Annotated in this window: 15 protein-coding genes and 1 pseudogene; 10 read left to right on the forward strand and 6 right to left on the reverse strand. The window is 67.7% G+C overall.

The window, feature by feature from the left end:
* Window positions 1-261: 261 nt before the first annotated feature.
* Together JYG37_RS01660 and JYG37_RS01665 are read left to right on the forward strand one after the other, a co-directional pair.
* The gene (locus tag JYG37_RS01660) at window positions 262-768 is read left to right on the forward strand and encodes a hypothetical protein (RefSeq protein ID WP_185731875.1); all 507 of its coding nucleotides are present in this window, start codon (window positions 262-264) and stop codon (window positions 766-768) included.
* On the forward strand, window positions 765-2,207 hold the full coding sequence (locus JYG37_RS01665) for a coniferyl aldehyde dehydrogenase (RefSeq protein WP_124631158.1): 1,443 nt from the start codon (window positions 765-767) through the stop codon (window positions 2,205-2,207). Before JYG37_RS01660 ends, JYG37_RS01665 begins: the two co-directional genes overlap by 4 nt.
* Window positions 2,208-2,284: 77 nt before the next feature.
* Here JYG37_RS01665 and JYG37_RS01670 read toward each other — a convergent pair whose 3' ends face one another.
* Window positions 2,285-3,307, reverse strand: coding sequence for a serine/threonine protein kinase (locus JYG37_RS01670; protein ID WP_124631157.1), 1,023 nt, complete (start codon window positions 3,305-3,307; stop codon window positions 2,285-2,287).
* Window positions 3,308-3,346: 39 nt separating this feature from the next.
* Entirely contained in the window at window positions 3,347-3,559 is a 213-nt protein-coding gene (locus JYG37_RS01675; protein WP_006477514.1) for a hypothetical protein, read from the reverse strand.
* Window positions 3,560-4,365: 806 nt separating this feature from the next.
* Between JYG37_RS01675 and JYG37_RS01680 the strand changes: the two genes are divergently transcribed.
* Both JYG37_RS01680 and JYG37_RS01685 read left to right on the forward strand, forming a co-directional pair.
* Window positions 4,366-5,253: a DMT family transporter gene (locus tag JYG37_RS01680; RefSeq protein ID WP_089488945.1), complete on the forward strand. Its 888-nt coding sequence runs from the start codon at window positions 4,366-4,368 to the stop codon at window positions 5,251-5,253.
* Between the two features lie 353 nt (window positions 5,254-5,606).
* On the forward strand, window positions 5,607-5,792 hold the full coding sequence (locus tag JYG37_RS01685; protein WP_006482800.1) for a hypothetical protein: 186 nt from the start codon (window positions 5,607-5,609) through the stop codon (window positions 5,790-5,792).
* Window positions 5,793-5,897: 105 nt separating this feature from the next.
* Here the strand turns inward: JYG37_RS01685 and mgrA are convergent, their stop codons facing one another.
* Window positions 5,898-6,941: an L-glyceraldehyde 3-phosphate reductase gene (gene mgrA, locus JYG37_RS01690; protein WP_050017943.1), complete on the reverse strand. Its 1,044-nt coding sequence runs from the start codon at window positions 6,939-6,941 to the stop codon at window positions 5,898-5,900.
* A gap of 193 nt (window positions 6,942-7,134) precedes the next feature.
* On the opposite strand from mgrA, the gene JYG37_RS01695 reads away from it, so the two are divergent.
* The gene (locus JYG37_RS01695) at window positions 7,135-7,341 is read left to right on the forward strand and encodes a DUF3185 family protein (RefSeq protein ID WP_006477510.1); all 207 of its coding nucleotides are present in this window, start codon (window positions 7,135-7,137) and stop codon (window positions 7,339-7,341) included.
* 150 nt (window positions 7,342-7,491) lie between these two features.
* Here JYG37_RS01695 and JYG37_RS01700 read toward each other — a convergent pair whose 3' ends face one another.
* Window positions 7,492-8,265 (reverse strand): phytanoyl-CoA dioxygenase family protein, encoded by a 774-nt coding sequence (locus JYG37_RS01700; protein ID WP_050017942.1) that lies wholly within the window; start codon window positions 8,263-8,265, stop codon window positions 7,492-7,494.
* A gap of 352 nt (window positions 8,266-8,617) precedes the next feature.
* Here JYG37_RS01700 and JYG37_RS01705 point away from each other — a divergent pair, with 352 nt between their 5' ends.
* Entirely contained in the window at window positions 8,618-8,959 is a 342-nt protein-coding gene (locus JYG37_RS01705; protein WP_050017941.1) for a hypothetical protein, read from the forward strand.
* 109 nt (window positions 8,960-9,068) lie between these two features.
* On the opposite strand, the gene metK is transcribed toward JYG37_RS01705, so the two are convergent.
* On the reverse strand, window positions 9,069-10,256 hold the full coding sequence (gene metK, locus JYG37_RS01710; RefSeq protein ID WP_050017940.1) for a methionine adenosyltransferase: 1,188 nt from the start codon (window positions 10,254-10,256) through the stop codon (window positions 9,069-9,071).
* Between the two features lie 265 nt (window positions 10,257-10,521).
* On the opposite strand from metK, the gene lpxL reads away from it, so the two are divergent.
* Complete coding sequence (lpxL, locus tag JYG37_RS01715) at window positions 10,522-11,406, forward strand: lauroyl acyltransferase LpxL (protein ID WP_089488908.1); 885 nt, start codon at window positions 10,522-10,524, stop codon at window positions 11,404-11,406.
* Window positions 11,407-11,434: 28 nt separating this feature from the next.
* Here lpxL and JYG37_RS01720 read toward each other — a convergent pair.
* A pseudogene (locus JYG37_RS01720) lies at window positions 11,435-11,581 on the reverse strand (HigA family addiction module antitoxin); the annotation flags it as partial.
* Between the two features lie 134 nt (window positions 11,582-11,715).
* Between JYG37_RS01720 and dapF the strand changes: the two are divergent.
* Genes dapF through xerC form a run of 3 tightly spaced genes read left to right on the forward strand, consistent with a single transcriptional unit; the run spans window position 11,716 to window position 14,357 of the window.
* Window positions 11,716-12,660, forward strand: a complete 945-nt coding sequence (gene dapF / locus JYG37_RS01725) for a diaminopimelate epimerase (protein ID WP_213345830.1) — start codon at window positions 11,716-11,718, stop codon at window positions 12,658-12,660.
* Window positions 12,661-12,697: 37 nt separating this feature from the next.
* Window positions 12,698-13,423 (forward strand): DUF484 family protein, encoded by a 726-nt coding sequence (locus JYG37_RS01730; RefSeq protein ID WP_124593521.1) that lies wholly within the window; start codon window positions 12,698-12,700, stop codon window positions 13,421-13,423.
* Between the two features lie 13 nt (window positions 13,424-13,436).
* Window positions 13,437-14,357, forward strand: coding sequence for a tyrosine recombinase XerC (gene xerC, locus JYG37_RS01735; protein WP_089488909.1), 921 nt, complete (start codon window positions 13,437-13,439; stop codon window positions 14,355-14,357).
* Window positions 14,358-14,399 lie beyond the last annotated feature (42 nt).

Consider the following 14,399-nt stretch of genomic DNA (forward strand, 5'->3'; position numbering starts at 1 on the left):
TGGCCGAGCCAAACAAGCGACGAGCGACGCCGCCATACGGGCGATTTCGGGCATTCCCGTTACATGATTTTTTAATTTGGGGTTGCCATCTGCAAACAGACCCTCGGGGCATTGTAGGAATGGCCGTCCCGTGCGCGGCGCGCCGATTCAAGAGCGATTCCTCTAAACGCCCGCGTGAACTAAATTTAAGATGTATCGAGTCGCGTCGCGCGATGCACCGGCCACGAGAAGCCGATTCGTCGCGAAACGGGAGGAACGACGATGCAGCGCCAACGCCTGCCGGCCGCGTGCCGACCGGGTGATCCGGCGGTCACGCGCGCGGCCCGCATTTCATTTCAAACGGCGGCCCGCGCGACGATGCACGGCGCCATGCGCGCAGTCGGTGGAAATCGAACGGCACGTGTCGTCGCCGACCGTTTGGACGGTGTGTCGCCGCCGCCGAACGATCCGCGGCGAGCCACCGCCGCGGATCTGTCGCGCTGCGCCGCCGCGGTACACCGGCAGACGATCGCGAGACGGCATCGCGTGCCCGCGCGTCACCGTATCGGCTCGTATGCGCATGCCGTGCGGCACGACGTTCGGACGCGGACACCGTCGCGCGGATACGACGCTTGCCGCGCGCTGAAACCGGTTTTCGAGCACCCGTCGCATCCGGCCCCGCGCCGGGCGACACGCATCACCCGATCCGCGTCGCCGCGCTCGCCGAGCGTGCGCGTGCGGCGTGACGGCCGGCCGATCAGCCAGGCCCAACTGGAGGAGACGACATGAAGAACGACCTGCCCGAACTGGCCCCGCAAGCACTGCCGTCGGTCGATGCGCTGACGTCGCTGCTGCACGACCAGCGCGCGGCGTACCTGCGCGCACCGTACCCGGCATGGGACACGCGCGCGCAGCACCTGCGCGCGCTGCGCACGATGCTGATCGATCACGCGGATGCGCTCGCCGACGCAATCAGCGCCGATTTCGGCCATCGCGCGAAGCAGGAAGTGCTGCTGTCGGAAATCTGGATGGCGAAGGAAGAGATCGACGATGCGCTGACGCACGGCAAGCGCTGGATGAAGCCGATCCGCAAGCCGATGAACAAGTGGCTGCGCCCGGCGCGCGCGAAGGTGATTCCGCAACCGCTCGGCGTGGTCGGCATCGTCGTGCCGTGGAACTACCCGGTGCTGCTCGCCGCGGGCCCGCTGATCTGCGCGCTCGCCGCCGGCAACCGCGCGATCATCAAGATGTCCGAACTGACGCCGCGCACGTCGGCGCTGTTCGAGCAACTGATCGGCAAGACCTTCACGCGCGACCACGTCGCGGTCGTGAACGGCGACGCGGAAGTCGGCGCCGCGTTCAGCGCACTGCCGTTCGACCATCTGCTGTTCACCGGCTCGACGCAGGTCGGCCGCCACGTGATGCGCGCGGCCGCCGACAACCTCACGCCCGTCACGCTGGAACTCGGCGGCAAGTCGCCGGCGATCGTCGGCCCGAATGCGCGCTTCGACGCGGCCGTCGACGCGATCGTCGCCGGCAAGACGCTGAACGCCGGCCAGACCTGCATCGCGCCCGACTACGTGCTGCTGCCGCGCGGCATGGAAGGCGCGTTCATCGAACGCGCGCGGGCCCGCTTCGCGAAGCTGTATCCGGACCTGTCGACCAACGGCGACTACACGACGATCGTGTCGCCGCGTCACTACGCACGCCTGCAGCAACTGGCAAGCGATGCGCAGGCCGCCGGCGCGCAGCTGCATCCGCTGTCCGACGCGCAGTCCGATCCGGTGTCGCGCCGCTTCGTGCCGTGCGCGGTCACGCAGGTGCCGGCCGCGTCGCCACTGATGCAGGAGGAAATCTTCGGGCCGCTGCTGCCGCTCGTGCCGTACGAACGGCTCGACGAAGCGATTGCGTACGTCAATGCGCGCCCGCGTCCGCTCGCGCTATACCTGTTCGACGAGGATGGCGGCACGATCGACCGCGTGATGCGCGAAACGGTCTCGGGCGGCGTGTCGATCAACGAAACGCTGATGCACATCGCGTGCGGCAGCTTGCCGTTCGGCGGCGTCGGCGCGAGCGGCATGGGCGCGTATCACGGCTACGACGGCTTCGTGACGTTCTCGAAGATGAAGCCGGTGCTCACGCAGGCGCGGCTGAACGCGCGCAACCTGCTCGCACCGCCGTACGGCAAGCGCTTCGCCGCGTTGATCAAGCTGATGCTGAAGTTCTGAGAGGGCGGGCCGCGTCGCGCCGCGGCCCCGGCGAAGCTGCCGCGCGGCATGGATGCCGCGCATGCAGCCGCCACACGTCACACGGGCCAGAGCGGCCCTTCCTGCATCGCGCCGATCTGCTCGCGCAGTTCGAGCACGCGCGCTTCCCAGTAACGATGCGTGTTGAACCACGGGAAGGCGGCCGGAAACGCGGGATCGTCCCAGCGCCGCGCGAGCCACGCCGCATAGTGGATCAGCCGCAGCGTGCGCAGCGCTTCGACCAGATGCAGCTCGCGCGGCTCGAATTCGCAGAAATCCTCGTAGCCGGCGAGCAGGTCGGCCAGCGCGCGCGATGCGCCTTCGCGATCGCCCGGCAGCAGCAGCCACAGATCCTGCACGGCCGGCGCCATCCGGCTGTCGTCGAAGTCGACGAAATGCGGGCCGGCATCGGTCCACAGTACGTTGCTCGGATGACAGTCGCCGTGCGTGCGCAGCAGGCGGATCTCTCCGGCGCGCTCGAACGCGGCCTCGACGCCTTCGAGCGCGAGCTTGACCGCGGTCTCGTACGCCGGTCTTACGTCATCCGGAATGAAATCGTGCGCGAGCAGGTAGTCGCGCGGCTCGTAGCCGAACGTGGCGATGTCGAGCACGGGACGCGCGACATACGGCTGCGTCGCGCCGACCGCATGAATGCGGCCGATGAAGCGGCCGAGCCATTCGAGCGTGTCGCTGCGGTCGAGATCGGGTGCGCGGCCGCCGCGCCGCTCGAAGATCGAGAATCGGAAGCCGTCGAACGCATGCAGCGTGCGGCCGTCGAAGGCACGCGCGGGCACCGCCGGAATCTCGCGCGCGGCGAGTTCGGCGACGAACGCATGCTCTTCGAGGATCGCGTCGTCGGACCAGCGCGCCGGGCGATAGAACTTCGCGACGACCGGCGGGCCGTCTTCGATGCCGACCTGGTAGACGCGGTTTTCGTAGCTGTTGAGGGCGAGCAGGCGCCCGTCGGTGCGCAGGCCGGCCGGCATCAGCACGCTGTCGAGCGCGTCGAGCACGCACTCGGGCGTGAGGCCGGCGAACGGCGGGCTGGCGGAGGAAGCGGAAGCGGAAGTGGCGTCTGTCATGCCCCGCATTGTGCCGCCAGCCGGACCGAAAGACGAGCCTTAGTGAAGCGCCGCGCCGGCCGGCAGAACGGATTCGCCGGTGTCGATCAGGTCCTCGAGAAAGAAAGGCTCGGTGTTGAGTTCTTTCGACTCACCCGGCACGCCCGCGTACCAGGTCACCATGGCCATGTCGCCCAGGATGCGCTGGACGATGCCGCGCGCGCCCTTCGGCACCGCGATATGGGTAGTGCAGACAATCGACCCGATATGCATGATGGTTCCCCACTCTTGAATCTTGAAACCCGGCCCGCTGGCGAGCCGGCAAATGCACGATCCGCGCCGCTCTCGGCGGAGCGTTGCGCGTGATCCCATTGTTCACGGTTTATCGAAGCGCGAAAAGAAGAAGAAGCAGGCGAAGTGCCGCGAATTCGTCGAATGTCTCCAATCAACCACTGCGTCGGGCACGTACTTGCCCGCCCGGTTACCCCCATCATACCCTGTCGAATGTGACTGCCCACCGAAACCGCCCGGCGACGCCGCGCGCGCATGTTGACGCAACGCGCGTGCCGCTTCGCTTCGCCGCTGCGGAATCATCGGAACACTTCGCGCGGCCGACCGGAATCACGTCGCGCGCATCGCATGCCGTTCGCTATCCACCGTTCGTCGAACGCTTGCGCGCGCACCGGCATCGGCCTGCATCGGCGCGACATGTCGCTCGCGATACGCAGCCGCCGACAGCAGTTGCGTTCGATGGCTGCCTTGCGGTACCTTAACCTTTCATTCGCGTTCAACCGCACTCCGACACGATGTATCCGCTCACGTCCGCCCTCGCAAAATCCCGGCCGCAGTTCGACTCGCGGCCGCGGGCGTGCGCGCATCCGTCGGTCCTTCCTCCCCCTGTCGCACCGCCGCTCGTCTGCGCCGCGCCGCCCCCTTCGGCGGCACGCGCCGGCTGACTCGCCGGCATCCGTTTTCGTCTTCCATTCGCCCCGTTGGCCACAGGTACGTGCGTCATGACGCACGACGTGTTGCCGCGCGCGCGAATGGAACGTTTCGATCCGTTCGACAGGTGGATTCACATGGTTTCGTTCAAACGCGCGCTCGCCGCGCATGGCGCGACGTCGCTCTTCGTACTGCTGTGGAGCAGCGGCGCGATCTTCGCCGAACTCGGTCTGCGTCACGCGTCCGCGTTCGCCTTTCTCACCGCCCGCTTCGCGCTCGCATCGCTCGTGCTGCTCGCGCTGGCGTTCATGCGCAAACGCTGGCTGCCGCCGCGCGGTGAGCGGCGCATGGCCGCGCTGACCGGCTTGCTGATGATGGGCGGCTATTCGATCTTCTACCTGCTCGCGCTCGAGCGCGGCATCGCGCCCGGCGTGCTCGCGACGATCCTCGGCGTGCAGCCGATCCTCACGCTCGCGATCGTCGAGCGTCGCTGGCAACCGGTGCGCATCGCGGGACTCGCGCTATCGCTCGCCGGCCTCGCGCTCGTCGTCGGCCGCGGCGTGAGCGGCGGGACGGGCGGCCTGTCGGCTGCCGGCGTCGCGTGCGCGCTCACGGCGCTCGTCGCGCTGACCGTCGGCTCGCTGCTGCAAAAGCGCGTCCGCGCGGCGCCCGCCGACGTGCTGCCGCTGCAGAATGCGATCGGCCTCGCGCTGTGCGTCGCGATCGTGCCGTTCCGGCCGGTGTCGTTCGATATGAGCTGGGCGTTCGTCGTGCCGCTGCTGTGGCTCGGCATCGTGATCTCGGTGATCGCGCAACTGCTGTTCTACCGGTTGATGCAGCGCGGCGATCTCGTCAACGTGACGAGCCTGTTCTATCTCGTGCCCGTCGTCACCACGCTGATGGACGCCGCGTGGCTCGGCAACCGGCCCGAGCCGCTCGCGCTTGCCGGCATGGGCGCGATCATCGCGGGGCTCGCGCTCGTGTTCCGCGCGCCGGCCGGCCGCCCGCAACCCGACCGCGCGTGAGCGGGCGGGCCGCCGCGCCCGCGGGTGCGGCGGCCCGCATCGGACACATACGACGATTCCGCGAAAATCGAAAGGAACGGGAAAGATACGCGCAAGGCGTTCGTCTTGTTTGCGCGAAAACCGCGGGATTCCCGCGGCTTTCCGCTGATTTTTAATGGTTCGGATAGCGAAAAACGCCGCCGGTTGCCTATACTCGAATTGACCGGCCCGCGTACGACGGGCCGGACCCACTAGAAACACCCGGCATGGGACCGGGGTGAGCGCACGCGTGCCGTTTTGGGCCGATATCCCGCAGGGATGGAGCCGCCAGGCAAGCACTGAAGCGCCCACTTCGGCCGACACTGGAGACACGCATGACGACCTATTTCACGATCGGCGACTTCATTCTGTTGATTCCGATGGCGCTGGCCGGAGCGCTATTTCTCGGCGCGGTGCCATGCGCCACACAATTCCGTCACAACCTGCTGCGCGTACTCGGCGTCATTCTCGGCGTCGGCGTCGCTGTGTTGCTCGTTGAAGGCCTGCCTGCGCTGATCTAGCGCCATCGGCGCGTGACGTGCGTCGCTGCCCCGCAGCGACGCGACGGACTGCCTGCGCGTGACCGATACGGCACGCGATGTTTCGCATCCCGTATCGACTTTCGATCAGATCGCCTGATCCGTGGACGGCTTTTCCCACAGATTGATGCCGCCTTCCGTCGCGTAACGATCGATCTCCGTGAGTTCCTCAGCGGAGAATTCGAGGTTCTTCAACGCACCGACGTTCTCGCGCACCTGCTCGGCCCGGCTCGCACCGATCAGCGCGGACGTCACGCGGCCGTTACGCAGCACCCACGCCAGCGCCATCTGTGCAAGGCTCTGGCCGCGCCGTTCGGCGATCGCGTTGAGCTTGCGCACATGCTCGAGGTTGTCCGCGCTCAGGTGATCCTGCTTCAGCGAGCCGCCGCCCGGCTTGTTCACGCGCGCGTCGGCCGGCACGCCGTTCAGGTACTTCGACGTGAGCAGGCCCTGCGCGAGCGGCGTGAACGCGATGCTGCCCGCGCCAACGTCGTCGAGCGTGCCGAGCAGATCCTCTTCGATCCAGCGGTTCAGCAGGTTGTACGACGGCTGGTGAATCAGCAGCGGCACCTTGTATTGCGCGAGCAGCGCGGCCATCTCGCGCGTCTTCGCGGCCGAGTACGACGAAATGCCGATATACAGCGCCTTGCCCTGCTGCACCGCCGACGCGAGCGCGCCGGCGGTTTCCTCGAGCGGCGTATGTGCGTCGAAACGGTGCGAGTAGAAGATGTCGACGTAGTCGAGCCCCATCCGCTGCAGGCTCTGGTCGAGGCTCGCCAGCACGTACTTGCGCGATCCGCCGCCGCTGCCGTACGGCCCCGGCCACATGTCCCAGCCGGCCTTCGTCGAGATCAGCAGCTCGTCGCGATACGGCCGGAAATCCTCCTTCAGCAGTCGGCCAAAGTTGGTTTCGGCGCTCCCGTACGGCGGCCCGTAGTTGTTCGCGAGGTCGAAGTGGTTGATGCCGAGGTCGAACGCGGTGCGCAGGATCTCGCGCTGCGTCGAGATCGGCGTCGAATCGCCGAAGTTGTGCCACAGACCGAGCGACAGGGCGGGCAGTTGGAGCCCGGATTTGCCGCAGGTGCGGTATTGCATGCCGGCATAACGTTCGGAAGCTGCTTCGTAGGCCATGAGTCTGTTCCGTCAGGACATCGGGGGAAGGGACGCGCGCCGGCCGCGCCCATGGCGCGACGGCGGCGAAGAAGTCATACGACGACTATGGTAGCGAAAGCGGCCGGATCGTGCACGGCGGCACGACGATGGACGCGACCGCGGCGCTCGCCTACACTGCGGCGTCTCGAATCACCGTTTCAGCGAGGTTGGTATGTCCCGGGTCATCTCGGTTGCACTGCTCGTCGGCGGCGTCGTGCTGCTGTATTTCGGCGGCCAGTCGTTCCATTCGATCAACGACAACGTGTCGCGCTTCTTCACCGGCTCGCCGGCGACGAAGACGATCCTGCTGATCGTCGGCGGCGCCGTCGCGTCGTTCGTCGGCCTGATCGGCCTCGCGATGCCGGGCGGCAAGCGCTGATCGCGCCGCCGCGCGACATACGAACGGCCCGCGTCGCACGGCTCGGGCCGCGTCAAACGAAACGGGCGGCCAGGCCGCCCGTTGCTTCAAACGCCCGCGATGCGCCGCATCGCGTGACCGCCGCGGTGTCGCCGCCCGTCCGATCCGAACCTAGAACGGCACTTCCGGCTTCGACGCCGAGCGTGTGCCGGGCAGCGGCCGGTTGCTCGCGCCGTGATACGTGTACACGAGCGAGAACTTCACCTGGTCGGAACGGTTCTGCCCGGCCGAATGCAGCGTGTTGCTGTGGAAGAACACGACGTCGCCCGTCTGCAGCGACGGGCACGTGGCCGCGTCGATCATCCTGCGGTTTTCCGGCAGATCGCTGCGGAAGAACTTCGCGTCGTCGAACGCTTCCGGCCCGAATTCGGCCGTATGCGAACCCGGCACCAGCCACAGCGCGCCGTTCTCGTTGGTTTCCGGCCCGAGCGCAAGCCACACCGAGACCATGTCCGGGCGCTCGAACGCCCAGTAGCGGAAATCGCGATGCCAGCCGGTCAGGCTGCCGTACGCCGGGTGCTTCGTCATCATGCAGTTGTGATGCGCGCGCGACAGCACCGGCTCTTCACCGAAATACTCGCGCATCCATGCGCCGATCTCGGGCGCGATCGCGCGCGCGGCGAACGCCGGATCGCGCGAATACGCATCGAGCAGCCGTCGCACCGTATGCCCGCCCGGCGCATGCTTCGACTCGGGCGCGCCCGGATAGCGCAGGTCGGCCTCGAACTCGATCGGCTCGGCGGCCTCCCGCAACTGGCGCTCCGCGATCTGCCTGAGCGCCGCGCACTGCGCTTCGCCGACGAGGCCGCGCGCGACGACGAAGCCGCGCTCGCGCAATTCCGCGACTTGCGCGCGGATCGATTCCGACTGCAATGGAGACGACATGGGATGCCAGACGTTTATTGTGTGAATGTGACGATTGTAAATCGGCGCCGGATACCACGAACAGCGCCATTGTCGTGCGCAGGGGCATGCCAATCGCGGATTTGATCCAGCGCAAGGGAACTGTGCGACGCGGCGCCTGCCTCAGCGACAGGCGGTATGCGGCACACGCGTTGCGGCACAAGGGTTTATCGCGACTTTTGCGCGTCACGAATCCCCTGTAGCCTGACGCGGCCTGTCAATTCTGGCGGGCGCGGCGCGCAACGGGTTTCGATAAGATCCGTTGCGTCATCCGAGGCCGTTCATACCAGTGTGCTCTGCAGGGCGCCACCCATACAAGCGAAGCATCGTTCACATGCCATTCCGTCTGACTTCCCGTTTCAACCGCACTGCCAAGCGCGTCGTGTCGCCCGCTCCTGTCCGCTCGCTGCGCCATCATCGCGCACGCACGCAGGCGCTGGCCGAACGTACGCACCCGCACAGCCGGCTGGACGGCATCCGTGCGTGGTTCCACGCGTTTTTCTCGATGATGAGCGCGCAGGCGTTCGCTCGCCGCGCCGGCCTGCGCTCGCTGCTGCAGAAGCCGTCGTCGCTGCGCGCGCTCGCGCTGCGCCGCAAGCTCGGCCCGCAGCGCCGCATCAACCGCCCGCGCCGCCTCGCGGCCAGCAACGGCTGGTTCGGGTTCGGCGCGCGTTGAGCGGGCGCCCGGCGGGCGTTGTCCGCCCGATCGCCACCGTTGCCCCGGCGATCGAACCCATAAAAAAACCCCGGCCTGGCCGGGGTTTTTCATTTCAGGCGGACGACGCTTACGCGACGCGTGCCGTCGGCTCCACGCCGGCCGCTTCGGCCAGCACGAGCGCCTTGTCGGTCGCTTCCCACGAGAATTCCGGCTCTTCGCGGCCGAAATGGCCGTAAGCTGCCGTCTTCTCGTAGATCGGGCGCAGCAGGTCGAGCATCTTGATGATGCCCTTCGGACGCAGATCGAAATGCTCGCGCACGAGCTTCGTGATCACCGCATCCGACACGCGGCCCGTGCCGAACGTGTTGACCATCACCGAGGTCGGCTCGGCCACGCCGATCGCGTACGACACCTGGATCAGCGCGCGCGACGCGAGGCCGGCCGCGACGATGTTCTTCGCGACGTAGCGGCCCGCATACGCAGCCGAACGGTCGACCTTCGACGGATCCTTGCCCGAGAACGCGCCGCCGCCGTGCGGTGCGGCACCGCCGTAGGTATCGACGATGATCTTGCGGCCGGTCAGGCCGCAATCGCCTTGCGGGCCGCCGATCACGAACCGGCCGGTCGGGTTCACGAGGAACTTGATGTCGCCCTTGATCAGGTCGGCCGGCAGCGTCGGCTTGATGATTTCCTCGATCACCGCTTCGCGCAGCGCCGGCAGCTCGATGTCCGGCGCATGCTGCGTCGACAGCACGACGGTGTCGATCGAATCGGGCTTGCCGTCGACGTAGCGGACGGTGACCTGCGACTTCGCGTCCGGACGCAGCCATTGCAGGCGACCGTCGCGGCGCAGGCTGGCCTGGCGCTCGACGAGCCGGTGCGACAGGTAGATCGGCAGCGGCATCAGTTCCGGCGTTTCGTCGCACGCATAGCCGAACATCAGGCCCTGGTCGCCCGCGCCTTGGTCGAGGTTGTCGTCGTGCGCGCGATCGACGCCCTGCGCGATGTCCGGCGACTGCTTGTCGTACGCGACGAGCACCGCGCAACCCTTGTAGTCGATGCCGTAGTCGGTGTTGTCGTAGCCGATGCGCTTGATCGTATCGCGCGCGATCTGGATGTAATCGATGTTGGCCGTCGTGGTGATTTCACCAGCCAGCACAACGAGACCCGTGTTGCACAGCGTTTCGGCCGCAACGCGGGAGTATTTGTCCTGCTCGAGGATGGCGTCGAGAATCGCGTCCGAGATTTGGTCCGCGACCTTGTCCGGATGGCCTTCGGAGACGGATTCGGACGTGAAGAGATAATCGTTTGCCACTTTTTCAGGCTCCTGTGTGGTTACGGTTGGTTTCACGTAGCCAGCTTCGTTGGGCCTGAAGCGGCGACGCTTTAGCGGATTACCAGGACCGGGCAGCGTGTGTCGCGCCAGCCGGCTTCGCCCCGCAAGTTGTCAGTTAACTCGGCGAAGCCCGTATTATAGCGGCTTTCCTGAATTGTCACAGAGCGCCGCCCGTGCTGCATCTTCCGCTGTCTTACCACCCTGTTCGCAACGTGCCGGCCAGCCGGCCCCACGGAGATTCCGCATGCTAGGCCGCCTCGGCACGCACCTCGCCATCGGCTTGCTGAAGCTGCTCGCCCTGCTGCCGTACGGTCTGACCGCACGGTTCGGCGATGGCCTCGGCTGGCTGCTGTATCAGATCCCCAGCCGGCGAAAGCGCATCGTACATACGAATCTGAAACTCTGCTTCCCCGACTGGAGCGACGAACGGCGCGAGGAAGTGGCCGGCCAGCATTTCCGTCATGCGATCCGCAGCTACGTCGAGCGCAGCGTCCAGTGGTTCGGCTCGGAGAAGAAGCTCGCGAAGCTGATCCAGGTCGACAGCGCGGTCGATCTCGACGATCCCGACCTGCCGCCGACGCTGTTCCTCGGCCTGCACTTCGTCGGCATCGAGGCCGGTTCGATCTGGCTGAACCGGTCGCTGCACCGCCGCTGCGGATCGCTTTACCAGCCGTTCTCGAACGCGGTGCTCGAGGAAGAGGCGAAGAAGGCGCGCGGGCGCTTCGACGCCGAGATGGTCGGCCGCGCGGACAGCGCGCGCGTCGTGCTGCGCTGGCTGCGCGACCGCAAGCCGGTGATGCTCGGCGCGGACATGGACTACGGGCTGCGCAACTCGACGTTCGTCCCGTTCTTCGGCGTGCCGGCCTGCACGCTGACGGCCGTCGGCCGGCTCGCGAAGACGGGCCGCGCGCAGGTCGTGCCGTTCATCGGCGAGGTGCTGCCGAACTACAAGGGCTACCGTCTGAAGGTATTCAAGCCGTGGGATCACTACCCGACCGGCGACGACGATCTCGACGCGCGGCGGATGAACGCATTCCTCGAGGAACAGATTCCGCTGATGCCCGAGCAGTACTACTGGGTGCACAAGCGCTTCAAGACGCGCCCGCCCGGCGAGCCGAGCCTGTACTGACCCTGCCGCGACGTTCGCGGGTGCGCCGTCATGCGCGCGCCTGCGCCCTCGCCACCTTCGGCGCGCCCTTCGCGCGCGCCTGCCCGAGATCGTAGGCCGACTGCTGCGCGAGCCACAGATCGGCCTTTCCCCCGTTTTCCTCGCCGAGCCACGCCTCGAGCCGCAACGCCATGTCCAGTCGGCCGATCGGCAAATAGCGCCCCTTCCCATCTGCACGACGGACGCGCGGCCCCGCCCGCGCAGGACGCCCCCGTCGGCTGCATGTATCATTTGCGGTTGAGATCAGCACGACGAACGAGGCCGCCCGGCATGGCCGGCGGCAGTCCGTGTCGTGCCGACCGCCTTGTTCGCCATGGAATTCCGGACCCAGTGAAACTCTCGTTCACCAAGATGCACGGCGCGGGCAACGACTTCGTCGTGCTCGACGGCTATTCGCGCGCGCTGCCGCCGCTCACCGACGCGCAGGTGCGCGCGCTCGCCAACCGCCACTTCGGCATCGGCGCCGACCAGTTGCTGCTGGTCGAGAAGCCGACCGTCGACGGCGCGGATTTCAAGTACCGGATCTTCAATTGCGACGGCGGCGAGGTCGAACACTGCGGCAACGGCGCGCGCTGTTTCGTGAAGTTCGTCAGCGACCGCGGCCTGACCGACAAGCGCAGCGTGCGCGTGCAGGTCATGAAGGGCCTGATTACGCTGACGCTGCAGGACAACGGCGAAGTCGTCGTCGACATGGGCGCGCCCGTGTTCGCGCCGGCACAGGTGCCGTTCGATACGGCCGGTCCAGGCGCGACGGGCCTCGACGGCCGCAAGGAAGGCAACGACACGCTGTGGCCGCTCGACGTCGGCGGCGCGACGCGCTGGATCTCGACGGTGTCGATGGGCAACCCGCACGCGGTGCAGGTCGTCGACGATGTCGAGGCGTATCCGGTGCTGGAAGAAGGCCCGCTGATCGAGCGCCATGCGCGCTTCCCGCAGCGCGTGAACGCCGGCTTCATGCAGATCGTGTCGCGCCACGAGGTGAAGCTGCGCGTGTACGAACGCGGCGCGGGCGAGACGCTCGCGTGCGGCACCGGCGCATGCGCGGCGGTCGCGGCCGGCATCCGGCGCGGCCTGCTCGATTCGCCCGTGACCGTGCACACCCACGGCGGCACGCTGACGATCGGCTGGGACGGCGCGCGCGACGAAGCCGCCGCGCTGATGATGGCCGGCCCCGCCACGACCGTGTTCGAAGGCGAGATCGACCTGAACGCCTGACCCTGCAACGTCCTTGATAACTGAACGCGCCAGCCACATGAACGATCGCGAAGTCGCCGACTACCTGCTCGCCAATCCCGAATTCTTCGCGCAGCACGCCGAGCTGCTCGCGACGATCCGTCTCGCGAACCCGCACGGCAAGGCCGCGATCTCGCTGCAGGAGCGGCAGATGGAGATGCTGCGCGACAAGAACAAGCATCTCGAGCGCCGGCTCGCCGAACTCGTGCGCTACGGCCACGAGAACGACAGCCTGTCCGCGAAGTTCAGCCGCTGGACCGCGCGCGTGATCGCGGAACGCGATCCGTACGCGCTGCCGCGCACGATCGCCGACGGCATCGCCGACGTGTTCGACGTGCCGCAGACGGCGCTGCGCGTGTGGGACGTCGCCGACACCTACGCGCAAGCCGATTTCGCCCGCCAGGTCGGCGAGGAAGTGCGCCTGTTCACGAACGGCCTGTCGACGCCGTACTGCGGCGCGAACACGGGCTTCGAGGCCGCCCAGTGGCTCGCGCCCGCGCTCGCCGCCCCGGCCGCGAGCGCGGCGGAAGGCGCCGAAGCCGCGCCGGCCGGCGACGGTGCGGCCGCATCGGTCGCGCTGCTCGCGCTGCGCGCGCCGCTCGCCGGCAACGATGCGCCCGCGTTCGGCCTGCTGGTCCTCGGCTCGCCCGATCCGCGCCGCTTCCACGACGGGATGGCGACCGACTTCCTCGCGCAGATCGCGACGCTCGCGAGCGCCGCGCTCACGCGCCTGCTGCCGCACTGATCCGCCGCACGCGATGACCGACGATCCGATCGCCGCCTACCTGTCGAACCTGAAGCATGTCAGGCAGTTGTCGGAACACACGCTGCGCGCGTACACGCACGAACTGGACGAACTGAAGAAGCTCGCGGCCGGCCGGCCGCTCGACGCATTGACCGCCGCCGACATGCGCGGCGCGGTCGTGCGCGGGCACGCGGCCGGGCTGTCCGCGCGCTCGATCTCGCACCGGCTTTCCGCATGGCGTGCGTTCTATCGCTGGTTCGCGCAGCGCGTCGAGATGCCCGCGAATCCCGTCGCCGGGGTCCGCGCGCCCAAACGCGAGAAATCGCTGCCCAAAGCGCTGTCGGTCGACGATGCGGTCACGCTCATGGATACGCCGCTGCCCGACACGACCGAAGGCATCCGCGATCACGCGATCCTCGAGCTGTTCTATTCGTCGGGGCTGCGCCTCGCCGAGCTGGTCGGGCTCGACGTCCGGTACACGCAGGCCGACGGCTACCGCTCGGCCGGCTGGCTCGACCTCGCCGAAGCCGAGGTCACCGTGCGCGGCAAGGGCAATAAGGAGCGCAAGGTGCCGGTCGGCCGCAAGGCGATCGACGCGCTGAACGCGTGGCTCGCGGTGCGCGACGAATTCGTGAAGCACGATCCGCATCCGCTGTTCGTGTCGGTGCGCGGCAACCGGATGTCGCCGGGCGTCGTGCGCGAGCGCGTGAAGCGCGCGGCGCTCGCCGCCGGCATTCCCGCCAACGTCCACCCGCACGTGCTGCGCCACTCGTTCGCGACGCACGTGCTGCAGTCGAGCGGCGACCTGCGCGCGGTGCAGGAACTGCTCGGCCACGCGAGCGTCGCCGCGACGCAGATCTATACGTCGCTCGACTTCCAGCATCTCGCGAAGATTTACGACAGCGCGCATCCGCGCGCGAAGAAGCGCGACTGACGCGCGCCCCGTGTTACCCGCCGCGCGCGGCGGCCGGCACCG

The sequence above is a fragment of the Burkholderia sp. LAS2 genome (genome assembly GCF_018417615.1).
Classification (GTDB): Bacteria; Pseudomonadota; Gammaproteobacteria; order Burkholderiales; family Burkholderiaceae; genus Burkholderia; species Burkholderia sola.